Raw genomic sequence first — 25,671 nt, 5'->3', positions numbered from 1 at the left:
CAGCCTTTTTTTATGACGACAATCCTTCAACGACTTTATCAATATTCCATTTAATCATCTTAATGTATGTGTCGCCTTCTTCGCCTTTCTTAGCTAAAGAATCGGTGAAAATCTTAGAATGTATCGGTACACCCGTTTCATTGGAGATGGTTTCCATTGTTTTCGGATTAACGCTCGTTTCCAAAAATAAAGCCGGCACTTGATTTTCATCAATGATTTTAATTATATTTTTCATTTGTTCTGGCGTTCCTTGACTATCGGTATTGATTTCCCAAATAAATGCGGATTCAAATCCGTAGGCTTTTGAAAAATATTTAAATGCCCCTTCGCTTGTAACCAAAATACGTTTCTCCTGCGGGACTTTTTCTACCGCTTCTTTTGCATATTGATCCAATTCATTAAGTTTCTTAACATATTCTGATTGGTTATTCAGATAAAATTCTTTGTTGTCCGGATCTTTTTCGATTACATGTTTAGTGATGATATCTACATATTTAATAGCATTCTGAACATCAAGCCAGGCATGAGGATCTTCTTGAGTTTCTTTGCCTTTTTCTGTTAGGTACATTGGAGTTACTTCATCTGAGACGGCAAAAGCGACATCCTTTTTATTAGTGACATCAAGAAGGTCTTGGAACCACCCCTTACCTGTTTCCAGGTTCAATCCGTTATAAAAAACTAAATCTGCACTAGATACTTTACTTGTATCCTTAGGTAATGGATCGTACATATGCGGGTCTGTTCCGATGGGAACCATGCTATAGACCTCAGCTTTTTCCCCTACAATGTTTTCGGTCATATCCGCGATAATGGAGTAGGTTGCAACAATCTTCAACTTGTCATGGTCTGCTTCTCCCTCACTAACATTTGAACATGCGGTAAATAGTAAGATGAACATTGTCAAAGAGAGCATCTTTATTGTTTTTTTCATCCTTGTTTAACCCCTTTTCTTAGAAAATTATTTTTGGGCGAGATAATAAATGATATAGCAAACAAACTTACGCCTACCAGAACAATGGTGGCACTTGTAGGTAAATTGAATCTAAAGCTAATGATCACACCTATAATTCCAGATACAGCGCCGATGGTAGAAGCCAGGATAATCATGTGGATCAGCTTATTCGTCCAAAGATAAGATGTAGCTGCTGGAATAACCAGCATTGCAATCACAAGCACAATGCCTACTTGAGATAATGAGGACACAGTAACCACGGATAACAGCATCATCAATAAATAATGATAGAATCCCGTTTTTAAACCAAATGCCTTAGAGACGACAGGATCAAACGAACTAATTAACAGCTCTTTATACAACAATGAAATGATGGCTATAACAACAAGCATGATAATAAATGATTGCATTAATTCGGACTGCGGGACGGCTAAGATGTTACCAAATAAAATATGAGTTAGATCAAGCCCGCTCTTGGCGAAAGTGATTAAGACAATTCCTAGAGCGAAAAATGAGCTGAGAATAATTCCGATCGAGGTATCACTTTTGATATTGCTGCGACTTGTAATAAATTGAATGAGGATGGCTGCTAAAAGTCCAAACAATGAAGCTCCTACAAGAATGTTGATCCCTAAAATATAAGATAACGCCACACCTGGTAATACAGCATGAGACAAAGCATCTCCCATTAATGACATTTTTCTGAGTACAATAAAACTTCCTAAAACCCCTGAAACAATGCCAAGAATGATAGCAGACAATCCGGCGTTAAGCGCATAGATCGGAATGTTTAATAATGATGAGAAATAGTCAATCATTTTCGGTGCCCCCCATTCCTTTGATTACAAGATTACCTAAGGAAGCCCCGTAAGCATTGAGGATATTGTCGGCTGTAAAGGTGTCTTTCACATCGCCAAAAGCAATAAGCTTTTTATTGAGAATGATTACTTTGTCAAAGTATTCTTCGACTTCATGTAAATCATGATGAACGATCAATATGGTTTTCCCTTCTTCGCGAAGCTGTTTAAGCAGTTTTACAATAATTTTCTCACTGACTAGATCTATGCCGACAAAAGGTTCGTCTAAAAAAAACACATCCGCTTTTTGGGCAAGCGCTCTGGCAATAAAAACTCTTTGTAGTTGTCCTCCAGACAAATTACTAATTTGTTTATTTGCAAGATCACTTATATCTACCATGGCCATACATTCCTCGACGCGTTGCCGCTCTTTTTTCCCGGGGCGCTGAAAGATTCTTAAGTTTGGATAGGTTCCAGTTAGCACAGTATCGTTCACTGTGATTGGAAAAGTAAGGTCAATATCATTTTTTTGCGGTACATATGCGATCCTCCGTTTATACTCAGAAATGTCTTTTCCCTCTACCCTCACCGTTCCGCTTCTTTTCTTGATTACTTCTAACAATGACTTAATGAATGTCGATTTTCCTGCACCATTTGGCCCGATAATTCCGATGGTATACCCAAAGGGAATATCGATATTTACATTTTCTAGCGCTGAATTACCGAAATAATCCACGTTTAGGTTTCTAATTTCAATCATTAAAAAGCTCCTCGTCTTGAAATTTATTGATTTGTTTCCTATTGGAAACATTTATTTTAATTATCTAAAATGTTTCCCTAAGTAAACATTTATTCTTAGGTACAATATATTTAACAATGGGCAAAATGTCAATGAAAAAGCTTAAAATTTATTTGATTTTGAATTAGTACAAGCATGCGATCTGCACCGGTATCGGGGTAATTTTTTTAGAATTAAAAATACATACTTGACAGGTAGGAATAAAGGGTTATATGATATCAGCAATACTTAAACACTAATTAAATGAACAGTGAAATAATTTATCTGAGCCGATTGGACCGCCAAAGGCTCCCGCACTTTTCCCTTGCCTGGGATATGTGCTGGGAGTCTTTTTTTGTTGGCTATGGAGAGAGATGAGGTAAGAATGAGCGATACGTATTGGAGACAGCTGGAGGAGACGGACTGGGTATTCCGCAAGATGGTCCGCAGATTTGTAAAGGAACGGGATAAGGTTGCAGTAGCAGGCATCTCTTTACCCGGCATGCTGATTCTACATAAAATCATTCGCGAGGGTGAACAGCGGCTTGGGGATTTAGCAGATGAACTGGACTTTACGTCAGGTGCGATCACAGCTTTGAGCGATAAGCTTGAGGCAGGCGGATTTACTGTACGCAGACGTAAGGAAGGGGACCGCAGGACGGTGATGCTGGACATCACAGACAAAGGCCGGAAGATGGCAGAGCTTAACAGCAACATTGGGGAACGATGTATTTCGCTTCTGTTTGAGGGGTTCACGGAAGAGGAATTGGTGCAGCAAAGTCACTTTTATCAGCGGATCATTAGTAATCTCGAAGGATTCTCAGACATCTTGCTGAAGCTGGTGAAGGAGAATGCTGAGGCTGAAGCTTCTCCAAACCTTGAACAGAAGCCACGAGCAGTCACAAAGAAAAGTAATTATCTTAGCTATTAAAATAAATTAAATGTAGGAGAGATGAACGATGGGACATTCAACCATATTTCCAACTGGAGCAACCGTATTTAATCCGAGCAAAGCGTGGAGTGGCTATACCGTATTTCAAGCGGGTGAAGAAGGTGTTGTACTGATTGATATGAACGGTAAAGAAGTGCATCTGTGGAAGGGACTGCTCGGGTTTCCGGCTAAAATCTTCCCTGGTGGTTATGTGCTAGGCAGTACAGGAAGGAGAGATCCCAAATTTGGCATTCAGGATAATGTAGATCTGGTGCAGGTCGATTGGGACGGTAACATCGTATGGAAATATAACAGCTATGAACATATAGAAGATCCGGGTTATGAACCGCTCTGGTATGCCCGCCAGCATCATGACTATCAGCGCGAAGGCAATCCGGTGGGTTATTTTGCACCAGGGCTAGAGCCTAAGGTAGACGGTGGCAAAACCCTAATCCTCGCTCACAAAAATATCTACAACCACCAAATCTCCGACAAGCAGCTGCTGGATGACACGATTATCGAAGTGGATTGGGAAGGGAATATCGTTTGGGAGTGGGCTCCGAATGAACATTTTGCAGAGCTAGGCTTTGATGAAGCGGCCAAAAACGTCTTATTCCGTGATCCTAACTCACGCTCCTTCGGGAATCTGGGGGGCGGTGTCGGTGACTGGTTGCATATCAATTCAGCTTCGTATGTAGGACCTAATAAGTTTTACGATGCAGGCGATGAGCGTTTCCATCCAGATAACGTGATCTGGGATGCACGGGAAGCGAATATTATCGCAATTACAGATAAGCGTACCGGGGCCATCGTGTGGAGAATTGGTCCAGACTACTCACTGCCAGAATTGAAGCATATCGATTGGATCATTGGCCAGCATCATGCGCACATCATTCCGAAGGGCTTGCCGGGAGAAGGAAACCTGCTTGTATTTGATAACGGAGGTTGGGGCGGTTATGGTCTTCCCAATCCATCTTCACCCTTTGGGCAAAAAAATGCACTTCGCGACTACTCTCGAATTCTAGAGATTAATCCAGTGACACTCGAAATTGAATGGCAGTATACCGCGGCAGAAGCAGGATTCTCTGTTCCGACGGATTCTTATAAATTCTATAGTCCTTATATTAGCTCAGCCCAGCGGTTACCGAATGGCAACACCTTAATTACAGAAGGATCTAACGGTAGACTTTTCGAGGTTACGCCAGAGCATGAACTGGTCTGGGAATACATCTCGCCGTATAACGATTCCAGAAATACAAACATGGTTTACCGTTCCTATCGTGTGCCTTATGCGTGGGTACCGCAGCTGGAGAAGCCGGAAGAACAAGCGATTGAGCCGATAGATGTCACGCAGTTCAGAGTACCAGGAGCTGCACCTAAGGGATCGGATTCGGTAGTGAACGTGGCAACAACCCTGCCGTTTGTTGAGGGGGCTGCTTGTGTGGCGACGACTGATGAAGGTAGTAGCCGCAAAGCCAACTAATACATTTGAGGGGGATGTCGTTGTGAAAAAGTCATGGATCAGCTCAAGCTTTCTGCTCTTATCCTTATCCGTTGTTATCCTATTATCAGGTTGCAGCTCCAAAGGTGATGCGTCGTCCTCTAAAGATGGAGCATTGAACGGCAAAAAAGAGACATTGAAGATTAAAATCGCTGACATCAATACGAATCCAACCTTTCGTGTGGCATTAGATAAAGGTATCTTCGCCAAACACGGGATAGACGCCGAACTAGTCAACTTTGGTTCCCCGGCAGAAGGTGTAAATGCACTCTTCATTAAACAGGTAGATGTTGCTTTCGGGGCCGATTTTCCCTTGTTGAACGCAGTGTCGAAAGGAGATTACGCTATCATCGCCTCTGCGGGTCTGGCGACAGATGAAGCTTCTACAGAATGGAAGCTGTTCGTACAGGATGATATCAAGACAGCTGAGGAATTGAAAAGCAAGAAGCTGAGCTTTATTCGTGGAACCTTCATTCCGTACCTTTGGGATGAATATTTAAAAGAGCATAACATCGCGCTCAGTGATGTGGAATTGATAGGGCAGGGAGCCTTTGACGAATCTTATATCGCTTTGAAGCAAGGGGCTGTGGATGGTGCATGGTTCTATGGTTCAGTTCTTAATGATAAGCTGGGTGCCCTTGCAGGCGTACATGAGCTGACGGATATGTCCAAAACAACCGTGCGGTTAGGGATGGGCATTGTAGCAGGGAATGATTTTGTAACGAAAAATCCAGAGGGGATCGCGAACTTTCTCGCAGCAGTGGATGAAGCAGGGGGCTATGCCCAGGCTCATCCAGATGAGGTTGCTGATTTGATGTACGAGGAAGTGAAGCAGCCTAAGGAATCGACGATCAAAGATCTTCCGAACAATCCATGGGCGCTCGGATTCACGCAGGCGGCTTATGACAGTCTGACGAAGCAGAAGAAATATATGGTCGACAATGGAATCATTGAGAAGGATTTTGATCTGGATAGCAAGCTGAATCTTGAACCGCTAACCAAAGCTTTGCCGGAAAAAGTCACGTATAAGAAATAGGAGGGTTCAGCATGTCATCACCTGCTAAGCAGCACACCATTCATATTGAGCAGCTTCGCAAGAGCTACAGTGAGTCAGCCGCTGGAGATGTTCATTATATTATTAAAGATGTGGATCTCGTAATCAAAGGTGGAGAGTTCTTCGTTCTACTCGGTCCAAGTGGCTGCGGAAAGTCGACGCTGCTGAATATGATCGCCGGATTTGTTTCCAAATCTGGCGGTAACCTTCGGGTGGATAACGAAGAGGTGAATAAGCCTGGCAGAGATCGGGCAGTTGTATTTCAGCAAGCAGATTCCTCTTTATTCCCTTGGCTAACGGTTCGAGAGAATGTGGAGTTTGGACTGCGAATGAAGAAAATCGCAAAGGCTGAACGGCGCACGATATCGGATAGGTTCATCGGACTTGTAGGACTGAACGGGCATGAGGAGAAGTTCCCGAAGGAGTTATCGGGAGGCATGAAGCAGCGTGTTCAGCTGGCACGGGTGCTTGCCAATGATCCAGCGATCCTGCTGATGGATGAACCCTTTGGTGCGCTTGATGCGATGACCCGGAGGACGATGCAGAAAGAACTGGTCAACATCTGGCAACAGACGCATAAGACGGTAATTTTTGTAACCCATGATATTCAGGAAGCCTTGCTGTTGGGGGAACGGATCGGCATTATGTCTGTAGGCCCTTCCTCTAACATCACGGACATTTATGACAATACGCTGCCTTATCCACGGGACGTAGCCTCAGCGGAATTTTATTCGCTATACAACCAGATTCAGAGCCATTTCGAAGAATAGGATAGGGTGGGACAGATGATGAAATGGGTGGAAAAGAAATGGGTTTCTGTATCCATACTATGGATTGCCGTACTTTGCGTCTGGCAGCTTGGGGCAGTGATCTACGGTCCTGATGTGATCCCTGGACCCTGGAGTACGCTTAAGGGTGGACGGGAACTTCTAGAAGACGGAACTTTGATGCAATATATAGGGATAAGTTTTTACCGGGTGCTAATTGGCTGGGTACTCGGCAGTTTAATGGCGATTCCCGTAGGTCTGATTATTGGAAAGGTGAATGTGATTCGTATCTTTGCAGAGCCTTTTCTGAACTTTATTCGTTTTATCCCGCCGATTGCATTCATTACATTGTTTCTAGTGTGGTTTGGCATTGGGGAGCAGTCGAAGATTGCGTTGATTATGTACGCTACCTTTTTTATTGTGGTGCTGAATACCTTGACCGGTGTGATGTCCGTAGAGGAGGATAAAATCCGCTCAGCCCGTAGTATGGGCGCCAGTGAGTGGCAAATTCTGATTCATGTGATCGTCCCGGCGACGATACCGTATATTTTTACAGGCATCCGGTTAGCGATGGGAACCTCATATATGGCGATTATCGGTGCGGAAATGATTGCTTCGAACGAAGGTGTAGGTTATCTGATTTGGAATTCCAGATTGTTTTTCCGGACAGATTGGATCTTTGTAGGGTTATTCTGTCTTGGCTTTATGGGCTTTTTCACGGATCGGTTATTTGGATGGTTCGGCAAGAAAGTGCTCGATAGATACGGCGTGGTAAGTGTGGCGGCGCGTAGAAGGTAGTATAGCTTTAAGCATAAACACGAGAACCGCCTGAGTGAATCAGGTGGTTTTTTGGTATGTCTTACTTTTTATTTACAAATATTCCTATCCTCCTTAATGCCGCGAAAATAGTACACGCCTATACTGCAATTGGGTGCCTAACAGTTGGAGCATAGAGAAGCCCGCAAATAAGAAATAGGAGTGAAGGGGAAATCATGAAAAAAGGGATCAAAAATCAATTATCGATGGGTCTAATGTTATCCTTGCTCGTCCTGTTGCTTGCTGCTTGTGGAAATTCGGCTAAGGCTGACGAATCAACGAATGGAAATGCTGGCACCAAAGAATTAAGTCTGACCGAGATCGAGAGTAAAGCTAAAGAAGAGGGCAGTGTTATCAGCGTGGGAATGCCGGATTCCTGGGCGAACTGGAAAGATACATGGAGTGATATGAGTAGTAAGTATGGTCTTACACATTCAGATACGGATATGTCGAGTGCGGAGGAAATTGCCAAGTTTGATGCGGAAAAAGATAAACCAACGGCTGACATCGGAGATGTAGGTATCGCTTTTGGATCGGTTGCCGTGGATAAAGGAGTAACACAACCTTATAAAACGACCTACTGGGATGAGATCCCTAATTGGGCTAAGGATAAGGACGGGAATTGGATTGTCGGCTATCAAGGGACGATTTCGTTTCTGACAAACACCAAGCTCGTGGCTAATCCACCGAAGAGCTGGGAAGATCTGAAGAACGGAAATTACAAAATCATCGTAGGTGATGTAACCAAAGCTGCTCAAGCGCAGATGGCTGTATTGGCCGCAGCGATTGCTTTTGGTGGCGATGAGTCGAACATTGAGCCGGGGATTGCTTTTTTCGAGGATTTAGCTAAAAAAGGACGTCTCTCCAATGCAGAAGCTTCTCTTGCCAACATTGAAAAAGGGGAAGTAGAAGTTACCCTGCTGTGGGATTTCAACGCTTTGAACTATAGAGATCAGATCAACAAAGATGGCTTCGCAGTAGCCATTCCGAAGGAAGGCAGTGTGGTGAGTGGTTATGCAACGATCATCAACAAATATGCGCCGCATCCTAACGCTGCGAAGCTGACACGTCAATACATCCTTAGTGATGAAGGACAGATTAATCTTGCCAAAGGGTACGCTCGTCCGATCCGTGACAGTGTAACACTGCCGGATGATGTTGCGGCTAAACTGCTGCCAAAAGAGGAGTATGTTAACGCTAAGCCTGTTGGCGATTACAAGGTATGGGAAGAAACAGCGAAGACCATTCCACAGTTATGGCAGGAACGTGTGCTTGTGCATTTGAACTAGAATTGTTCTTCCCCCAAAAAAAGAAACAGGGCACCTTCGTTACGATGCCGTAAGGTGCCCTTGTTCTATTCCCGCGACAAGGAGTGAGGAAGTTGAAACAGAAAAGCCGCGGTGTGATCCTGGCACTCATTCCGTTTGCACTGATGGTGTTGGCATTTCAGCTGGTGCCTGTATTGTCCATGCTGACGGGAAGTTTCCAAAAGGCCGATGGAACTGGACTTACGCTAGGCAATTACCTGCATGCACTGCAAAGTGCCTATTACATGCAGGCAATCAAGAACAGCTTGCTGATCTCTTTAACCTCAAGTCTGATAGGGATCATCGTCGGACTTTTTTGTGCATATTGTATTACTCGGTTCACTCCGAGGGTAAGGGACAGACTCTTAATGCTGTCGAATATGACCTCTAACTTCGCAGGAGTTCCGCTGGCTTTTGCGTATATTATTTTGCTTGGTAACAATGGAGTGTTTACGCTCTTATTCAAACAGTGGGGCTGGAGTGTTTTTACCGATTTTGATTTATATAGCTGGTCTGGTCTGATTCTGGTGTATGTATATTTTCAGGTTCCATTAGCCTTACTGCTCTTGTATCCATCCTTTTACGGAATTCGTGAGCAGTGGAGAGAGGCGGCGTCCTTGCTGGGAGCAGGACCGTGGCAGTTCTGGAAGACGATTGGGCTGCCAATTCTAACTCCGGCGATCTTCGGCACACTGGGAATACTGTTTGCCAATGCGATGGGTGCTTATGCAACGGCATATGCTTTGGTTGGCGGGAATTATAATCTGCTGGCGGTACGTATCGGTTCACTGGTTGCTGGAGATGTGGTTACTCAGCCAGAAATGGGGAGTACGCTTGCTGTTCTGCTGGGTCTGACTACGATTTTGGCCGTCTATTTGAATCATCTGATGGTTCGGCGAACGGAGAGATTTGGAGCTAAAGCGCTCAGTAAACCGGATGTGAAAACCAAATCTTCTCGGCGCTTGTGGACGGCAACTAGTGAGGAGGTGGGGCAATGAATATACGTAAAGCAGGCTTCGCTCCGCGCACTTTCATGCTAATGCTCATGGTGTATTTATTACTTCCACTGTTAGCAACCGGTATTTATGCCTTCGCGCAGGACTGGCAGAATACCTTGTTGCCTCAAGCTTGGACACTGAATTGGTTTGGAGAAATGTTTAAGGATATTCGTTTTTTGGAGGCGCTTTGGACCTCGCTGTATTTATGCCTGATTAGCGTGGTGCTGAGTCTGGCCGTGATGCTGCCAGCTGTTTTTGTCATCACCATTTATTTTCCGCGCTGGGAGAGCTTTATGAAAGTGATTGTTGTTCTGCCTTATGCGGTGCCTGGTGTAGTGGCTGCGGTGGGACTTATTCGTACCTATTCCTCTGGCCTCTTTGATATCGCTGGAACAGCTTATTTATTGGTGGGGGCGTATTTTGTGGTCATTCTTCCCTATATGTATCAGGGCATTCGCAATAGTCTGTTGACCGTTAACGCCGTAGAACTGCTGCATGCCGCAGAATTGCTTGGAGCCCGCCGCAGAACGGCTTTTATGAATGTGATTTTGCCAAATATCTGGCCTGGCGTTATCGTCTCTACCTTATTATCATTTTCCGTTCTGTTCGGTGAATTTGTTCTTACAAACATGCTAGTTGGCGGGCATATTCAGACGATTCAGGTGTATCTATATCAAAGAATGGGCGAAAGCGGACATTTAGCCAGTGCGATTGCCATCTCGTATTTTCTGTTTATTCTAGTTCTTTCGATGGTACTAATGAAGCTTGGCAAAAAGATGGGAGGAGGCGTTAAGGGATGAACGATTATCTGAAGCTGCAGGGAATACTCAAAATGTTTGGTGAGACCTGTGTGCTAGACAATATAGATTTGGAGATACGTGAAGGGGAGCTTGTGACGCTGCTAGGACCTTCCGGTTGCGGGAAAAGTACGTTACTTCGCTGCATAGCTGGCCTTTCGGAGCTGGATGGCGGCAGAATCCTTCTAGAGAATAAAGATCTGGCAAATCTGCCGCCCCGTAAACGCGAGGTGGGGATGGTGTTCCAGTCTTATGCTCTATTCCCTAATCTGACGGTGAGCCAAAATATTGAGTATGGAATGAAGATGCGTGGTTTGTCCAAAGCCGCCCGACGTAGCCGCTGCGAGGAACTGCTGGTTTTAGTCGATCTAGAGGAGAAGCGGGACGTCTATCCGCAGTCACTCTCCGGTGGACAGCAGCAGCGGGTAGCGCTGGCCCGTTCTCTAGCCGTGCAGCCCAAAGTATTACTGCTGGATGAACCCCTGAGTGCACTCGATGCCAAGATCCGCAAGAATCTACGTGCTGAAATTCGTGATATTCAGAAGCGCTTTAACATGACGACTCTATTCGTTACGCATGATCAGGAAGAAGCGCTGATTCTATCCGACCGCATCTGCATTATGAATGGTGGACGCATCGTCCAAGATGGAACACCGGAAGGACTGTACACCGCGCCGCGCACAGAGTTCGTTGCCCGGTTCATGGGCAGTTATAACGTATTGACTCGGCCAGAGGTGATGGCGCTGTTCCACGGAATAGATAGTGGGATGGACAGCTTTGCTATTCGCCCCGAAGCCGTAACGTTACTGCATGATGGGGCGGGTCAGCAGGAGGCTGCTGCCGGAGCACAACTGGTGAATGGAGTGATTAAATCTGTGTCTGTGCTAGGCAATATTATTCGATGTACGGTTGAGGCTGTAGGAATCCGATTAACGGTTGATCTTTTAAATGATGGACGCTGGCTGCGGGTTGGAGAAGGGGACAAAGTCACATTGGCGTTGAACCCTTCCGAGCTTTTACATTTAGAGCGAGAAGGAGCGTGAGTAGATTGACGGAAATGACCAATAAACTCATTGTGGTTGTCTTGGACGGACTTAGATATGATGCTGCTCGCAAATACATGGGCTATCTGGAGCATCTTGTGGAGCAAGGATCCTTATCTTGTTATCGAGTACAGTCGGAGTTACCCAGTCTATCACGTCCGCTTTATGAAGTGCTCTTAACGGGTACACCCGTGTCCAAAAATGGAATTACGGCTAACCATATTGTGAGACCTAGCCATGAAGAAAGTGTATTTCATTTGGCAGTAGCCGCTAATTTGCGTACAGCTGCTGTCGCCTATCATTGGGTCAGTGAGCTTTATAATTCGGCCCCCTTTGATCCACTGGCTGATCGCCATCAGCATAATGTGATGATGCCAATTCAGCATGGCAGCTTTTATTTCGAGGATCACTATCCTGACAGTCATGTGTTTGCCGATGCCGTGTATTTACGGAGTGCTTATGATCCGCATTTTCTATACATTCACTCCATGAATATAGACGACGCCGGGCATCGTTATGGCGGGGAGAGCAAGGAATATGAGCTTTCCGTGCGTAACGCCGATGGACTGCTAGCCACTGTTTTGCCTATTTGGATGGAGCAGGGGTATAAGATTCTGATTACGGCAGATCATGGGATGAACGCAAATGGGTACCATGGAGGGGTCACCTCTTCCGAGCGGGATGTGCCGTTATATACGTTTGGAGTAGATGCGTTGCCTCTGGCAAAAGAAGATCAAGCAATCCCCCAATTAAGGCTGGCTCCGTTAATGTGCCACTGCTTAGGGCTTGCTCCCTCAGCTGCAATGAGCAAGGAAGGCTTGCCCCCTTTTGTGCAAAAGCAACCACTTCATGAGGTGAATGAACCTGTGATTTTAGGATGAAAATAAAATAGTAAATCACGATAAAAATCATATACGGGAACGATGGTTTTTTGTATAATAAATAGTATATTTTACCTATTGAGAGGTTGTCTTTTGAGCGCTTCTAGAGCTTTGAAATGGATTACAGGCTCATTTGAAATTATTTTAGCAATTCCAATTCTGGGTGCTGCTATTGTAATTGGCACTGGGTACTCCGCACTGGGATTGATGTTTATTCTTCACCTGGTTACTTTGATTTTATCTTCAAAGAACCAAGAATCTATTTATGGTTCAGTACTCGGAATTGTAACTTCTTTACTCGCTTGGATTCCATTCGTGGGATGGGTACTACACTTGATCACAGGGATTTTGTTGATGGTAAGCGGTGGACAGAAGACTCGTCATTCTTCGAATCATACATATCCACATTAATTCAGACATCCTAATACAGCCCGATTCGGACGTTTGTCCGGTCGGGCTGTATTCATGTTATAATGAGGGCACATTTTAGCATGAAGTACATGAAAGGAGGCACATCCATATGGAAGTAACAGCACAAGATGTAGCGGAATGGATGGTTAAGGAAATTCGGTTTACGGGTACCTTGTATCAGACCGCGGCGATTGAATATGTGAAAGAGAATTTTGGGGAACAATTTGTATTTGTGAATGAGAATGGCAATGCCTCACTGTCCAAGGAAGTAAAGAAAGCTTTCCGGAAGCTGCACGGCGGCAAAATCGCGTGGGATCGCGATGGATTTTTGTGGGCGTGGACTTAAGCTGGAGGTGAATATATGCCGGTTATCCGAAGTAAATTAAGTGTGGTCATGGAGAATCATGATCCCAAACTCTCTATACGAAAGCTTGCTAAGGATATTAATTATCACTTTGATTCGGTTCGCCGTATGTATAAGGATGAGATGGTACAGTATCCCAGAGACTTGCTCTTAAAGCTTTGTTTATATTTTAATGTACAGCCTGGGGAACTCATCGGAATCGAAGAGTTGAATGAAAGTGATTGTACAATAGAAGAAGTGATAGGTGAACATGGTTTAAGTAAGCGTTAAATAAATTGAGAAAGTGCAGTTGGGAAGAGTTGAGGAATGGGAAGTTGAATTCACTCAAGTCTTCTTTTTTGTATGGAAAAGGGGAGATCTCTGCTAAATTTGACTAGATTATATGGTCATGTTATACTTAGACTGACAAGAATTTATGGTCAAAGAGAGCAGGAAATAAAAAATGAGTAAATTTATTCAATTAAACAAGCGTACTGGCGAAACAAAGTCCCAAAAGAAATTAGCGAGAAAACAGGGACGTATCCCGGCTGTATTGTATGGAGTGGGTAAAGATACTCTGAACGTAGAAGTGGATGAAAAAGAGCTGTTGGGTACTTTGAAAAAAAATCCACGGGCTATTCTGCAAGCAAAAACAACGGACGATGAAGCAATGCCGATCATTGTTCAGCATATTCAAAAGGATTCTCTGTCAGGTAAGATCTTGCATATTGATTTCCAGCATGTGAACATGTCTGTAAATATGGATAGTAAAGTTACGATTCATTTTGCAGGGGAAGCAATCGGCGTGAAAGCCGGTGGCGTATTGCAAGTGGAATTGTATGAAGTAGAGGTTCGTTGTATGCCGGGCGTTTTGCCTACTTCTATGGAAGTAGATATTAGTAAACTTGATATTGGCGATCAGCTGCTAGTTTCTGACCTGATTTTCCAAGATGGAATCGAAGTGCTGACCGATCCGAATGCAGTAATGATTCAGATTAAGACTGTACATGAAGAAGTTGAAGAAGCAGTAGTAACTACAGCTTAAATATATATTTATATTAAAAAAAGCAAGTTTCCAGGGAAGAGGAAACTTGCTTTTTTTGCGTGTAAATCATACGGGAACTTCTCGCTGATCCTTTGCCATAGGTGAGCTGCATAAGGGGCAGGGCTTTGAGGTTAGATGATCCTCAGCTCCGCTAGCTTTCATGCGTGTCCAACCAGGACAACTGCTGCCCGTGCAGTTCCATACCGGAACGACATGGGTTTTTGTAGCGGCTGTTCGGCTGGTCGGCAAGGATCTTGTTGTCACGGTTCTACTCACCGTAGTTGCTGCTGTGGAAGAAACCGCTGAACGGAAGGCGGATAACATGAAGCGGGAGACCTCCGCTTTTTTACCCCGATGCTGTGCAGGTGAGCTGATGAATAGCTCCTCTCGGGCTCTCGTAACGGCCACATACGCCAGTCTCCGTTCCTCCTCCAGTGCTGCTAAGCTTGAGGATCCGCTGCTTCCGGCAGCAAGCTTGCGGTCTTTTAACCGGTCGCCCTCCAGTGCAGAGCTATGCGGAAGAATTCCCTCAGATGCTCCAATTAAAAAGACTACAGGAAACTCTAGCCCCTTTGATTTATGAATGGTCATTAATGCAATCCGATTGCCTTGCTCTTTAGTACCTGGTTGGCGATTATGCTCGTTACGCTCCGTGACATTATCAATGAAATCAAGAAAGGCAGGGATGCTGTCGAAACGCGCCGCGGAGGATTCTAGCTCATCTAGCATTTCTTTTAACGTCTCTCTATGCAGCGTCGCTTGATGCCGTTCATTCGCTTCGATGAAATAATCATAGAATTGTGTACGAATCTGCCGTATTGCTTGTATTGGGGTCAGTTCGCGTATATTTCGGATTAGATCGAGCCGATCTCTTAGTTTAGTCCCTTTGAAGTCTTCCATGCCAGGCATAGACAATAGGTGGATTAACGGTCCTTGTTTGGGCTGTCTAGCTTCCATCTGGCGGATGTGATTCATGCCTTTTTCACGGTTCATATATAGCGTCGGCAGGATATTCTCCATCGCTGCAAAATTTCGCCGATTCAAGGAGAGTCGCAAATGATCCACTACCGGAGAGATCAGCCAGTGCTCGTACAATAATTGCCCTTCTCCGTAATCAATATAGGGAATATCGCGTAAAAGGAGCAGTTCGAGAACGGCCCGATTGCTGCTCGAGGCCCGGTACAACATGGCGAAGTCGCTATATTCTCTTTTGCCGCTAGAGACCTCGTTTAAAATATGCTCGATCATCTGCTCGGCTTCTTCATCTGCAGTTTGCGGACGCATATATCGTGGCTGACTTCCACTACCTTTTGCGGCTTGCAGGGTTTTGGAACGCCGACGTGTATTGTGCTTGATAATGCCGTTGCCAAGTCCAACGATAGCTGGGCCTGAGCGGTAATTAATATCGAGCGTAATAACCCTTGCTCCCGGATAGAGCTTCTCGAACTCTAGAATGAACTCACTGCGCGCTCCGTTGAAGGAATAAATCGTTTGGTCATCATCACCAACCACCATTAGATTATGCTGTGGGTGAGCGACCATTTTGACAAGTTCGTACTGCAAGGCGTTTGTATCCTGGAACTCATCCACCATCACGTACAGATATCTCATCTGCAACTCTTGCAAAAGCTCCGGACGCTCCTTCAGCATCCGATAGGCAATTAAGAGGACATCATCGAAATCGATTTTGAAATTGTCTTGTTTCCATTGTTCGTATATTTCCAGAATGGATTTCATTTCTTTTTCGGCGGTGGTGCTTTCTGGTAGATCTTCCACCGTGCCCATGTTCATTTTGCAGGAAGAGAGCAGAGAGAGTACGGTTTCCGGTGGATAAGCATCCTTCGGCAGTCCGAGCTCACGCATGATCTGCTTCAATAGGATGTGCTGGCGCCGTGTCTCACTGAAAATTTCCTGTTGCAATCCTTGTCTGCGCAAGAAAAATAAGAAAAAAGAATGGAACGTACGGGCCTGAAGTCTTGCAACGTCCGCTGTGCTGACTCCCGGGAGCAGGGCGATTCGTTCGCGCATTTCTGCCGCGGCTTTACTCGAAAAAGTCAGCAATAGCAGCTGACTCGGCGAGACGCCGCGCACGGACAACAAATAACCGGTTCTGCAGATCAGAACCGAGGTTTTGCCGGAGCCTGCACCGGCCAGTGTCAGCAGCGGCCCTTTATGATGCCGCACCGCAGCAATCTGCGGGCGGTTGAGCAGGATGCCGCCTTCCTCCAGCCTGCGGAAATAAGCGGAGTCCCCCTCCTCCCGCTTCACTAGCTCCTTGCTGGTCTGTGCTGAAGCTACTGCCGCTTGCGGGATGCGTTCGCCGGTTGCTCCCAGCGGGATATTATGAAATAAGAGCTTATTCAATAGATTCACCTTCATATATTTCTGTATAGAGTGAGCTCAACAAAACTAGTTGGAGAATGGTTGAGTTCATCTTAAAATGTGCCGATTAAAATACGCCGAAAATTTAGCCAATCTACAATATACCATCCCAGCCTTTTTACTGCACAGAAAAAAATGCTGGATATAGTATGGGGGAGTGTGGAGCTTGGTTGTGTGAATGGGGATTGGTGGGCAAGATGTACGGTATAAATCCCGTATAAATGCGGGAATTTGGCTCCGGCGGCGAAAAGAACGGTATAAATGCCCTAGAAGTGAGCGGATTTGGCTCTGCGGGCGAAAATAAGGATATAAATCCCCCTTGTCCTCTCTTAAGTTTACAGTAAAGCCCATTCCCTTTCCTTATTATCCTCATATCCTAAAGCAAAATCATGATATGGAGATGACCGTATGCCCTCGCCCAATAAGGTCCGCATAAGACATGCCGTTACCATAGATGTACTGATTCCGGCTATCGAGAAAGATTTGGCTACACTCCCCTATGTTATTGACGCTGTCCGAACACATGTTAAGCATCCGATAGGTCGTATATTGATTGTTGCTCCAAAAAAGACACGAATACTGGATTTCTGCCGAAAAAAAGGCTGTACCTTTGTCGATGAGAATACAGTCCTCCCGATTACAAAAAAAGATATCCATTACCGTTCACGGAAATGGGAAAGATCCGGTTGGTTGTTCCAGCAATTGTTGAAGCTGAATGGTGACAAGCTGTGTACGGCTGACTATTTTTTAGTCATCGATGCAGATACGGTCTTAATCGCTCCTCATCGATTCCGTGAGAAGGGAAAGACGATTTTTTACAGCCGCAATTGGAGTCAGCCTCAGTACTTTACAACCTATAGGAAGCTAATGGGTAAGAAGGCGGCATCTGCTTCTTCTTTTGTGACGCATTATATGCTGTTTGAACGCAGCCAATTGACTCAGATGAAAAGAGAGATTGAAGCAAAGCATCAGAGGCCTTGGTATTCGGCGATTATACACAGTATGAACCGCACTAAGCAATTTGCTTTTTCTGAATTCGAAACTTATGGGAATTACCTGTATTCGAAGGATCGTGGGGGCATGAAGATCCAAAAAGCACGCAATAAAGGCCTCCATATGAATGCAGGTCAGCTTTCCAAGCAGAAGCTGAATGAGCTGGCGGAAAAGTATAGATCATTGTCTTTTCATAAACGGAAGGGGTATGTGAGAACACCGAGTAGTAAGTCCAGCGCAGGGGGGCGATAGCGTTGCAGATCGTGCTCCTTTCAGGGGGATCGGGGAAGAGGCTGTGGCCGCTGTCGAATGAGATCAGGTCAAAGGCATTTTTAAGACTTCTTCCAACAGAAAATGGCGGCATGGAGTCGATGATCGAGCGAGTATGCAGAGGGCTGGATGAGGCAGGATTGTTAGATTCAAGCTGCATTGTAACCCATCGCAGTCAGGTGGAAATTACCCGCAAATCTGTTGGCAATCAGGTTGCTTTACTGGCGGAGCCACAGAAGCGGGGAACTTTTACTGCAGTTGCATTGGCGGCGAGCTATTTGCATTCCGTGAAGAAAATAGACTTAGAAGAGATCGTTGTGGTCATTCCGGTGGATTCTTATGTGGAGGCTTCTTTTTTCAGTCAGCTTCGGCAGTTTCCCAGCGTGCTGTCCGAATCACAAGCGGATATTGCCCTGATCGGTGTTACGCCTGAATTCCCATCCACACAGTTCGGGTATATATTGCCGAGTGAAGGTTCAGAGGGGATGTCTTTTTTAAATGTGAAGCAATTTGCAGAGAAACCAGACGAAGTGGCGGCAGCCGAGTTCATCTCCTGTGGAGGACTATGGAACTGTGGGGTGTTCTCCTGCACATTAGGATACTTGCTCTCAACTATGGTGGAACGGAATCTTTCAGCAGATTACATGGAGCTAGTGGAGTGTTATGACGAATTGCCAGAACGAAGTTTTGACTATGAAGTGCTTGAGCATACGCAGCGAGCGGTAGTTATTCCTTACACCGGAGTTTGGGCGGATATTGGTAGTTGGGATGCGCTTACCCCTCATTTGCAGGAAAAGGTAATTGGCAGGGGGAGCATTTCTGAGGATTCAAAAGGAACCTATTTAGTGAACGAACTCTCTTGTCCCGTACATGTCATCGGTGCCCCAGGTTTGATTGTGGCAGCGGGTGCGGATGGTATTTTGGTTGCTGGGATCGAGCAGGCGAAACGGATTAAGCAGAAGCTGGAGGGTCATGCCGCGAAGCCGATGATTGAAGAAAAGCGGTGGGGCAACTCACGCATTCTGGATTTCTCACGAACAGCAGCAGGAGTTGAGGTTACGACTTCCAAAATCACGATGTTGGCAGGGAAACACACCAGCTATCATTTTCACAGGCATACCAAAGAAATATGGTCTTTTCTTTCGGGCAATGGAGAGTACCGTATGAACGGCGTTCTTCATGCAGTTGCAGCCGGAGACACAGTTATAGTACCTGCCGGTGCGAGACATGGTTTGCGGGCGATTACACCACTCGAATTGATCATTATTGAACTGGTGACGTCTTCTGATGTGGGGGATTATGTACGTGTTTCTGCTGAATGGGTGGGGGAGGAAAGCGCTCCTGATCATTTGTAATTCAATAGATTGAAAAAAATCAACCGGGTTTAATCCAGCGTACATGTCCCGGTTGAATTTAATTTTAGAGTGTAGCTAATTAACATCACTGCATTTAAAAGAGTTATAGATCTGAGCCACCTTCGTATCTTTTGGATGGAAATCGAAATGTGACCTCCGTTCCCAGTCCTAGAATACTGGTAATGGACAGGCCGTACTCTGGTCCGTACATTAGCATAGCCCGGTCATTTACATTTTTGAGCCCATAGCCTATAGACTGGGATTTAAGCAGAAGATTGAGTCGTTCTTGTGGGATGCCAACGCCATTATCCTTTACTTTGAAGATGATACACTCCTCCACCATTTCTCCGGATAGAATAATTTTGCTTCCTTCTTCTTCTCTATTCTCAATACCATGAATAATAGCATTCTCAATTAGAGGCTGAAGCATCAGGTTAGGCATGTAATAAGAGAGAATAGCCTCGTCGATCTGATATTCTATCTCAAAGCTGTTGCTATGCATGTTAAGCTGAATCTGTATATAAGATTGTACATTCAATAGTTCATCTGAAACCGAAATAATATTATTCCCTTTATTCAGCGTAGTCCGATAGAACGTGGATAGAAGCTGAGCCATTTCACTTATATCTGTTGCATGGATTCGAATGGCTCTCCAATTGATGAGCGAAAGAGCATTATATAGAAAATGAGGATTAATCTGAGCCTGTAGGGCTTTCATTTCATATTCTTTTCGTGAAATTTCCTCAATGTAGACTTTATCGATTAACACTTTTGTTTTGTCAACCATATTGCCAAAGCCTCTGATTAAATCCCCAATTTCATCTTTGGATGTGCTGGTGACGGTGACTTCCAGGGATCCCTCTTCTACGGTGCGCATATTATTGCGCAGACGCTTAATTTGTGAATTGAACTTTCGAGAGAATAGATTGGCGGTTATAGCAACGGCAGCAATACAGGCAACAATAACAAGCCCAACTGTCGAAAGGATTTTCCAAGCAGAATTCGTAATCATCTTCGTAGGTTTGCATAACATCACTGTCCATCCTGATATAGGAACTTCAGATTGCAGTACAGTGTACTTTGTATTTTTCCATTGCAGCGTATCCAAGTTATCTGTGCTATTGGAAGGAATATATCCTTCTATACCAGGCGAGGCATAGATCGACTTTCCATAAGCATCTTTGACGAGAATCTCTGAACCTTGAGAGAGTAGGGAGTCAAAGGGTGTGAATAACGAATCGTAATTCACACGTGCATACAGCACATTTTCTTTTGGATCTTTCTGTTTCGTATTAATAATGCGTCGAACAGCAAAAATCTCCTTATTATCTGTAAACCACAGGACATCGACTGACTTCATCAACGGCGGGTACCAATGTTCCTGTTTAATATCATTTAGGGCTCGGACGGTATTGCCATGTGCCAAAAGATTGGTTCCTGTATACAGAGTGATTTGTTCTACACCTGTATTTAGATACCGTGCCGTATTGAAATTTTGGTCAATCACATGGGTTAACTGATCATACATTTCATACATACTTGTGTAGGTATGATTAGCTGAATTAATAATTTCCTGATTAAAACTCAAGAAATTCATGAGTTTATTGTAGACATCCAGATGACTATTTAAAGCTAAAGCCCCTTGATTTAAGGCTGCTTTCAAATCAGATTTGGATTGCTTAATGAGGGATGATTTGGCTTCTTGATAGCAGAAGCTGCCCAATATAATCACAGGAATCATACTGATTAACATAAATGAAAGCATGATCTTGGTTTGAAACTTCAAGTCGCGAATATTTTGCTTAAGTGTCCGCCAAAGTTGCATGATGCTCCTCCCGATATACAGAGGACTTCTGATTATACTGTCTATATTTTTCTGGTGTGTACCCATAGAAATCCCTGAAATTTTGGCAGAAGTATGAAATATTGCGATAGCCCACTGCGGTGCAAATATTTGATATTTTTTGATGCGTATTTGTTAACAACTCTTTTGCGTTTTGCATGCGGACATTCTTAATATATTTATTAAGCCCACAGCCTGTCTGCTTCTTGAATATGGAGCTAAGATAATGTGGAGACAAATACACTTTAGCAGCAAGCATTTCCAGACTGAGATCATCTGCATAATATTGTTCAATATATTGTTTGACGGCATCGACATCACGGTTCTGAGTAGGCTCATGGTTAGTAGAGTTCTGATCAATCCGAGCGATACCTTCAAATATGATATCTTTGATATCCCGCAAATCTTCAGATCCATATATGATCTCGACGGCAGTCTGCAGCTCCATTTCTGATATAGGTGCAGCTTGTGTCATGATCTCTTGATAGATTGTGGAAAACATATACTTTACATATAAATGTGAATACTGTACTTGATGTACGTATTTTTGATATAAAATCTCAGTATTTGCTCGTAAGCTAAAAATATCTTGATCCTTCAGATTATTTCGAATCTGATCTAGTAGATGGCTATCTGTAAGGTCTGGATACAAGGCCTCAGAGAAATGTAAGTCATTTTGTGTATTAAACACAAAGGTATCTGGGAGAAAAAAACGATATTCCATCAATTCTTCTAATGAAGTCAAAAGTGAACCTAAATCTAGTATTGAGGTTAGTTCCTCTTTCATAGCGAGATAACAATTTACTTTATATTTATCAAGGATACAATGATGCAGGTGCATCGCTGAATTATTATCAAACTGGGAAGAAGGGGACTCTTGCTCGGGAAACAGTAGTAGACTTTGACAGCCGTTTAGATTTAAGTAATCAGCAGATGTGTCTACTAAACCAAGAACAAACTCTTCGAACTCCGAATCCACAGATTCAAAAAATGGCTTATCGAATTCTAACAAAAGCATTTTATTGTAATGGCTGGGTAATTCAATAGACAGCTCTTGAAGAGGAGGCGGGCTTCCGATGCCATTGACTAGAGAGAAGAGTAGATGTTTTCTCACATAGCTTAGCTTTCTTTGTGACGCTTCTTCTTTTTGTTGCTGGCTCTTTAATTCCTGAATAACTTTTTCTAAAGTAGTTTGGAATGCTTCAATGTTAACCGGTTTCAAAAGATACTCGGATACGCCCAGGGAGAGGGCTGTTTTGGCATACTCAAATTCAGCGAATCCACTGAATAAAATCACCTTTAATTTGGGGTGCAACTTTAATGCTTCCTTTGTTAGCTGTAATCCATCCATTATAGGCATCCGCACATCGGTAAATAGAATATCGACAGAGTGTGCGCTTACATATTCAAGTGCTTTACGACCGTTTTCTGCAACATGCAATTGGAGGGGGAAGCCAAGCTCCTTAATGAGGAAAGCAATCCCCTCTCGCTCCTCCTTATGATCATCTACCACCAATATGGATAACATTATTTACCACCTTTCGACATGTAGTGACATTGATATTGTAGTATAACATCTTCGACCGTAGCAATTATTCCTCGATATTATCGTTAATGATGAGTATTTATTTGTGTAAAACATAATTTTTTTGCGTTTACGATGGATAGCAATAATCTATAAACTTAAGGAAGTAACAATATAATTTTTTTTGAAGCTGGCCGGCGCTTTGAAATCGTTTTCTAATACGAGTTTTTTTATAGAAAAAGGGAGGCTCTTATAATGAAACATAAATTGAGAAAATCAAGCTCCATAGTATTAGCATCACTATTAGCTGTTGCTATGGTAGGTTGTTCAAGTTCTAATAATTCTTCAGCATCTACCCCAAAGACAGATGCGAGTGATCCTGCATGGAAAGAAGCACAGACGACTCCATTTGGCGCCTATCCTGAAACAGTTACTTATTCTGTTGGACAAGTGGCAACGAGCTATTCAGCACTTGCAGGAACGCCTTATGAGAAAGATAAATCCACAAACAATGTGTGGACAAGATATTTCAAGGATAAGCTGAACATTCAAAATACGACCTCGTTTGAGTCCAATGATGGTACAGACTATAGTCAGAAAGTTTCGATGGCGATTGTAAGCGGTGAAATCCCTGATCTAATGGTGGTTCCTGACTACGCGACATTGCAACAGCTTTATGAGAACGATCTGATTGCAGATTTGACAGAGGTTTATGAAAATACTGCCAGCGATCGAATTAAGGAAATTTATGATTCCTACGGTGGTCGTGTTCTGGATAGCGCAAAGTTCGATGGCAAGCTGATGGCCATACCAACTACTGAAATCTCACATGGTCCTGGTATCCTCTGGCTTCGCAAAGACTGGATGGACAAATTGGGACTTGCTGAGCCGAAATCAATGGCTGATGTCGAGAACATTATTAAGCAATTTGTAGAAAAAGATCCAGGTGGTAACGGAGCGGGTAAGACGCTAGGTCTTGTTGTCGATAATGAAAACGTTGCCGGTGTCTCTGGTGGACAATTCTCATTTAATAATATTTTTTCACTATATGGTGCGTATCCAAAACAGTGGATTGATGATGGAAGTGGAAAGGCTGTATACGGATCTGTTCAACCAGAAATGAAGCCAGCACTGACCAAGTTGTCTGAAATGTACAAAAATAACTTGATTGATCGCCAGTTTGCAGTACGTACTGGTGATGACCGCAAGGCGCTACTTACAAGCGGAAAAAGTGGGTCGTTCATGGATAACTGGTGGGGAAGCTGGACTGTGGCTGACACGCTTAAGCTGAATCCAGAAGCGGAATGGGTATCTTATGTTGCCCCACAATCAGAAGATGGCTCGCTTACAATGTTCACTGGAAATCCTTCCAGCAGTTATTTGGTTGTTCGCAAAGGCTTTGAACATCCTGAACTTGCAGCCAAGCTTGTGAGTGTTCAATATGACTATCAGCGTTACCAAGAAAAAGATGAAAAAGCTTTGAAAGAATTTGAAGATTATAAGAGCATGAATGTTGGCGGATCTCCGCTCGCCATTAATATCGATTATTATGACGCTTTCTATCGTAACGTTGACATCATGAAAGAAGCATTAGAAACAGGCGATACAAGTAAATTAACTAGCAATGAGGATTTAACGGCTTATAACTCCTATAAGAAATTTCTTGATAGTAAGAAGAATGGAGAAACACCAGACTCCAATGCATGGGCTGGATATACTTCCAGTATTACGACAGCTAGTTTGGTGAAAGCCTCTAATATTAAAGAAGTGAATCCATTATTCTTTGGAAGTACATCATCCATGACGTTGAAATGGCCGACACTTACTAAAATGGAACTTGAAATGTACTTGAAGATCATTACAGGTGAGCAAACACCTGACGCGTTTGATAAGTTTGTAGATAGCTGGAATAAAACTGGCGGCGAAGTAATTACTAAGGAAGTTAACGAAGCGATAGCAACCAAATGATGTTGAAAGAGATGATCCGTAAATGAAAAATAAAAAAGATCAGACAGCATTCCATCTCATGATGGCGCCAGGCATGATTTTCCTAATTATCTTTTCGTTTATTCCAATGTTCGGTATTATAATGGCTTTTCAAAATTATGTTCCGGCTAAGGGAATGAGTGGTTCATCCTGGGTAGGTCTTGATAATTTCAAATTTATGCTCCAAATTCCTGACAGCAAACAGATTTTCAGTAATACGATCGTTATCGCGTTATGGAAAATTATCGTGGGTACTTTTACATCCATCGTGTTTGCCCTGTTATTAAATGAAATTCGGGTAAAGTTTGCTAAGCGATTCATACAGACGGTTGTTTATCTGCCGAACTTCTTGTCATGGGCGATCTTAGCTACTGTAGTCATGAATATCTTCTCTTATGAAGGTCCTGTTAATGCTATGTTAAGTTGGTTTGGGATTGACCCGGTCTTGTTTATGGCCAGCAATACCTGGTTTAGACCGATGCTAGTATTAACAGATGTCTGGAAGGGTTTTGGGTACGGTTCAATCATCTACCTAGCTTCCCTGACATCCATTGATCCCGGACTTTATGAGGCGGGCTCCATTGATGGAGCCAACCGGTTTAAGAAACTGTGGCACATCACGTTGCCAGGCTTAATGCCAACTATTTTGCTGGTTACAACCTTGAACTTGCCGAATGTATTGAATGCTGGTTTTGATCAGATCTTCAATCTGTATAATCCTTTGGTGTATGAATCTTCGGATATTATTGATACCTACGTTTATCGGGTGGGTCTGGTAGAAAGACAATACAGCTTAGGTACAGCAGTTGGCCTATTACGGTCGGTCGTTGGTATCGTACTGATTCTTTCTGCGAATAAATTGGCCCAAAAACTTACGGATTATCGTATTTTCTAAA

Annotated in this window: 24 protein-coding genes; 18 read left to right on the top strand and 6 right to left on the bottom strand. The window is 43.8% G+C overall.

The window, feature by feature from the left end:
- Window positions 1-10 precede the first annotated feature (10 nt).
- From NSQ29_RS25885 to NSQ29_RS25875, 3 genes are read right to left on the bottom strand one after another with little or no spacing between them, the layout of a single operon-like run.
- Entirely contained in the window at window positions 11-931 is a 921-nt protein-coding gene (locus NSQ29_RS25885) for a metal ABC transporter substrate-binding protein (protein ID WP_339244380.1), read from the bottom strand.
- Window positions 928-1,770 carry a metal ABC transporter permease gene (locus tag NSQ29_RS25880; RefSeq protein WP_042184200.1) on the bottom strand — a complete coding sequence of 281 codons (843 nt, stop codon included), beginning with the start codon at window positions 1,768-1,770 and terminating at the stop codon, window positions 928-930. Before NSQ29_RS25880 ends, NSQ29_RS25885 begins: the two co-directional genes overlap by 4 nt.
- On the bottom strand, window positions 1,763-2,506 hold the full coding sequence (locus NSQ29_RS25875) for a metal ABC transporter ATP-binding protein (protein ID WP_341126816.1): 744 nt from the start codon (window positions 2,504-2,506) through the stop codon (window positions 1,763-1,765). The genes NSQ29_RS25880 and NSQ29_RS25875 overlap by 8 nt, the downstream gene beginning before the upstream one ends.
- A gap of 406 nt (window positions 2,507-2,912) precedes the next feature.
- Between NSQ29_RS25875 and NSQ29_RS25870 the strand changes: the two genes are divergently transcribed.
- The 14 genes from NSQ29_RS25870 (at window position 2,913) to NSQ29_RS25805 (ending at window position 14,421) form a co-directional block, all read left to right on the top strand.
- On the top strand, window positions 2,913-3,458 hold the full coding sequence (locus NSQ29_RS25870; protein ID WP_042193136.1) for a MarR family winged helix-turn-helix transcriptional regulator: 546 nt from the start codon (window positions 2,913-2,915) through the stop codon (window positions 3,456-3,458).
- 28 nt (window positions 3,459-3,486) lie between these two features.
- A complete protein-coding gene (locus tag NSQ29_RS25865; RefSeq protein ID WP_339244383.1) occupies window positions 3,487-4,941 on the top strand; it encodes an aryl-sulfate sulfotransferase in 1,455 nt (484 codons plus the stop codon).
- A complete protein-coding gene (locus NSQ29_RS25860; RefSeq protein WP_081393124.1) occupies window positions 4,913-5,995 on the top strand; it encodes an ABC transporter substrate-binding protein in 1,083 nt (360 codons plus the stop codon). The genes NSQ29_RS25865 and NSQ29_RS25860 overlap by 29 nt, the downstream gene beginning before the upstream one ends.
- A gap of 11 nt (window positions 5,996-6,006) precedes the next feature.
- Window positions 6,007-6,783, top strand: a complete 777-nt coding sequence (locus NSQ29_RS25855; RefSeq protein ID WP_042184205.1) for an ABC transporter ATP-binding protein — start codon at window positions 6,007-6,009, stop codon at window positions 6,781-6,783.
- Between the two features lie 18 nt (window positions 6,784-6,801).
- A complete protein-coding gene (locus NSQ29_RS25850; protein WP_341126815.1) occupies window positions 6,802-7,578 on the top strand; it encodes an ABC transporter permease in 777 nt (258 codons plus the stop codon).
- A gap of 194 nt (window positions 7,579-7,772) precedes the next feature.
- Window positions 7,773-8,885, top strand: a complete 1,113-nt coding sequence (locus NSQ29_RS25845; RefSeq protein WP_076285102.1) for an ABC transporter substrate-binding protein — start codon at window positions 7,773-7,775, stop codon at window positions 8,883-8,885.
- Between the two features lie 92 nt (window positions 8,886-8,977).
- Complete coding sequence (locus NSQ29_RS25840; protein WP_341126425.1) at window positions 8,978-9,901, top strand: ABC transporter permease; 924 nt, start codon at window positions 8,978-8,980, stop codon at window positions 9,899-9,901.
- A complete protein-coding gene (locus tag NSQ29_RS25835) occupies window positions 9,898-10,701 on the top strand; it encodes an ABC transporter permease (RefSeq protein WP_042184213.1) in 804 nt (267 codons plus the stop codon). The genes NSQ29_RS25840 and NSQ29_RS25835 overlap by 4 nt, the downstream gene beginning before the upstream one ends.
- A complete protein-coding gene (locus NSQ29_RS25830; protein ID WP_341126424.1) occupies window positions 10,698-11,741 on the top strand; it encodes an ABC transporter ATP-binding protein in 1,044 nt (347 codons plus the stop codon). The genes NSQ29_RS25835 and NSQ29_RS25830 overlap by 4 nt, the downstream gene beginning before the upstream one ends.
- 14 nt (window positions 11,742-11,755) lie before the next feature.
- Entirely contained in the window at window positions 11,756-12,622 is an 867-nt protein-coding gene (locus tag NSQ29_RS25825; protein WP_076299988.1) for an alkaline phosphatase family protein, read from the top strand.
- A gap of 93 nt (window positions 12,623-12,715) precedes the next feature.
- Window positions 12,716-13,033 carry a hypothetical protein gene (locus NSQ29_RS25820; protein ID WP_042184217.1) on the top strand — a complete coding sequence of 106 codons (318 nt, stop codon included), beginning with the start codon at window positions 12,716-12,718 and terminating at the stop codon, window positions 13,031-13,033.
- A gap of 109 nt (window positions 13,034-13,142) precedes the next feature.
- On the top strand, window positions 13,143-13,379 hold the full coding sequence (locus NSQ29_RS25815; RefSeq protein ID WP_042123499.1) for a DUF6953 family protein: 237 nt from the start codon (window positions 13,143-13,145) through the stop codon (window positions 13,377-13,379).
- Window positions 13,380-13,394: 15 nt separating this feature from the next.
- Complete coding sequence (locus NSQ29_RS25810) at window positions 13,395-13,667, top strand: helix-turn-helix domain-containing protein (RefSeq protein ID WP_262495646.1); 273 nt, start codon at window positions 13,395-13,397, stop codon at window positions 13,665-13,667.
- A gap of 172 nt (window positions 13,668-13,839) precedes the next feature.
- Window positions 13,840-14,421: a 50S ribosomal protein L25 gene (locus NSQ29_RS25805; protein ID WP_042184221.1), complete on the top strand. Its 582-nt coding sequence runs from the start codon at window positions 13,840-13,842 to the stop codon at window positions 14,419-14,421.
- A gap of 66 nt (window positions 14,422-14,487) precedes the next feature.
- On the opposite strand, the gene NSQ29_RS25800 is transcribed toward NSQ29_RS25805, so the two are convergent.
- The gene (locus NSQ29_RS25800; protein WP_341126423.1) at window positions 14,488-16,785 is read right to left on the bottom strand and encodes a UvrD-helicase domain-containing protein; all 2,298 of its coding nucleotides are present in this window, start codon (window positions 16,783-16,785) and stop codon (window positions 14,488-14,490) included.
- 426 nt (window positions 16,786-17,211) lie between these two features.
- Between NSQ29_RS25800 and NSQ29_RS25795 the strand changes: the two genes are divergently transcribed.
- The gene (locus tag NSQ29_RS25795; RefSeq protein WP_341126422.1) at window positions 17,212-18,048 is read left to right on the top strand and encodes a DUF6492 family protein; all 837 of its coding nucleotides are present in this window, start codon (window positions 17,212-17,214) and stop codon (window positions 18,046-18,048) included.
- A gap of 11 nt (window positions 18,049-18,059) precedes the next feature.
- Window positions 18,060-19,421 (top strand): sugar phosphate nucleotidyltransferase, encoded by a 1,362-nt coding sequence (locus NSQ29_RS25790; protein ID WP_341126814.1) that lies wholly within the window; start codon window positions 18,060-18,062, stop codon window positions 19,419-19,421.
- Between the two features lie 103 nt (window positions 19,422-19,524).
- Here NSQ29_RS25790 and NSQ29_RS25785 read toward each other — a convergent pair whose 3' ends face one another.
- Together NSQ29_RS25785 and NSQ29_RS25780 are read right to left on the bottom strand one after the other, a co-directional pair.
- Window positions 19,525-21,246, bottom strand: a complete 1,722-nt coding sequence (locus NSQ29_RS25785) for a sensor histidine kinase (RefSeq protein WP_341126421.1) — start codon at window positions 21,244-21,246, stop codon at window positions 19,525-19,527.
- Entirely contained in the window at window positions 21,224-22,792 is a 1,569-nt protein-coding gene (locus NSQ29_RS25780; RefSeq protein ID WP_341126420.1) for a response regulator, read from the bottom strand. Before NSQ29_RS25780 ends, NSQ29_RS25785 begins: the two co-directional genes overlap by 23 nt.
- A gap of 252 nt (window positions 22,793-23,044) precedes the next feature.
- On the opposite strand from NSQ29_RS25780, the gene NSQ29_RS25775 reads away from it, so the two are divergent.
- Together NSQ29_RS25775 and NSQ29_RS25770 are read left to right on the top strand one after the other, a co-directional pair.
- Window positions 23,045-24,757, top strand: a complete 1,713-nt coding sequence (locus NSQ29_RS25775) for an ABC transporter substrate-binding protein (RefSeq protein ID WP_341126419.1) — start codon at window positions 23,045-23,047, stop codon at window positions 24,755-24,757.
- Between the two features lie 22 nt (window positions 24,758-24,779).
- The gene (locus NSQ29_RS25770; protein ID WP_042184236.1) at window positions 24,780-25,670 is read left to right on the top strand and encodes an ABC transporter permease; all 891 of its coding nucleotides are present in this window, start codon (window positions 24,780-24,782) and stop codon (window positions 25,668-25,670) included.
- Window position 25,671: the final 1 nt, after the last annotated feature.

The organism is Paenibacillus sp. FSL F4-0236 (assembly GCF_038000135.1).
Taxonomy (GTDB): Bacteria; Bacillota; Bacilli; order Paenibacillales; family Paenibacillaceae; genus Paenibacillus_AQ.
This window is presented reverse-complemented; position numbering and strand designations above follow the sequence as displayed.

Bases quoted from the DNA above. Each gene is read 5' to 3' on its own strand.
- NSQ29_RS25885 (WP_339244380.1), bottom strand. From the start codon at position 931: ATGAAAAAAACAATAAAGATGCTCTCTTTGACAATGTTCATCTTACTA.
- NSQ29_RS25880 (WP_042184200.1), bottom strand. From the start codon at position 1,770: ATGATTGACTATTTCTCATCATTATTAAACATTCCGATCTATGCGCTT.
- NSQ29_RS25870 (WP_042193136.1), top strand. From the start codon at position 2,913: ATGAGCGATACGTATTGGAGACAGCTGGAGGAGACGGACTGGGTATTC.
- NSQ29_RS25865 (WP_339244383.1), top strand. From the start codon at position 3,487: ATGGGACATTCAACCATATTTCCAACTGGAGCAACCGTATTTAATCCG.
- NSQ29_RS25860 (WP_081393124.1), top strand. From the start codon at position 4,913: ATGAAGGTAGTAGCCGCAAAGCCAACTAATACATTTGAGGGGGATGTC.
- NSQ29_RS25855 (WP_042184205.1), top strand. From the start codon at position 6,007: ATGTCATCACCTGCTAAGCAGCACACCATTCATATTGAGCAGCTTCGC.
- NSQ29_RS25850 (WP_341126815.1), top strand. From the start codon at position 6,802: ATGAAATGGGTGGAAAAGAAATGGGTTTCTGTATCCATACTATGGATT.
- NSQ29_RS25845 (WP_076285102.1), top strand. From the start codon at position 7,773: ATGAAAAAAGGGATCAAAAATCAATTATCGATGGGTCTAATGTTATCC.
- NSQ29_RS25835 (WP_042184213.1), top strand. From the start codon at position 9,898: ATGAATATACGTAAAGCAGGCTTCGCTCCGCGCACTTTCATGCTAATG.
- NSQ29_RS25830 (WP_341126424.1), top strand. From the start codon at position 10,698: ATGAACGATTATCTGAAGCTGCAGGGAATACTCAAAATGTTTGGTGAG.
- NSQ29_RS25825 (WP_076299988.1), top strand. From the start codon at position 11,756: ATGACCAATAAACTCATTGTGGTTGTCTTGGACGGACTTAGATATGAT.
- NSQ29_RS25815 (WP_042123499.1), top strand. From the start codon at position 13,143: ATGGAAGTAACAGCACAAGATGTAGCGGAATGGATGGTTAAGGAAATT.
- NSQ29_RS25810 (WP_262495646.1), top strand. From the start codon at position 13,395: ATGCCGGTTATCCGAAGTAAATTAAGTGTGGTCATGGAGAATCATGAT.
- NSQ29_RS25805 (WP_042184221.1), top strand. From the start codon at position 13,840: ATGAGTAAATTTATTCAATTAAACAAGCGTACTGGCGAAACAAAGTCC.
- NSQ29_RS25795 (WP_341126422.1), top strand. From the start codon at position 17,212: ATGCCCTCGCCCAATAAGGTCCGCATAAGACATGCCGTTACCATAGAT.
- NSQ29_RS25785 (WP_341126421.1), bottom strand. From the start codon at position 21,246: ATGCAACTTTGGCGGACACTTAAGCAAAATATTCGCGACTTGAAGTTT.
- NSQ29_RS25780 (WP_341126420.1), bottom strand. From the start codon at position 22,792: ATGTTATCCATATTGGTGGTAGATGATCATAAGGAGGAGCGAGAGGGG.
- NSQ29_RS25775 (WP_341126419.1), top strand. From the start codon at position 23,045: ATGAAACATAAATTGAGAAAATCAAGCTCCATAGTATTAGCATCACTA.
- NSQ29_RS25770 (WP_042184236.1), top strand. From the start codon at position 24,780: ATGAAAAATAAAAAAGATCAGACAGCATTCCATCTCATGATGGCGCCA.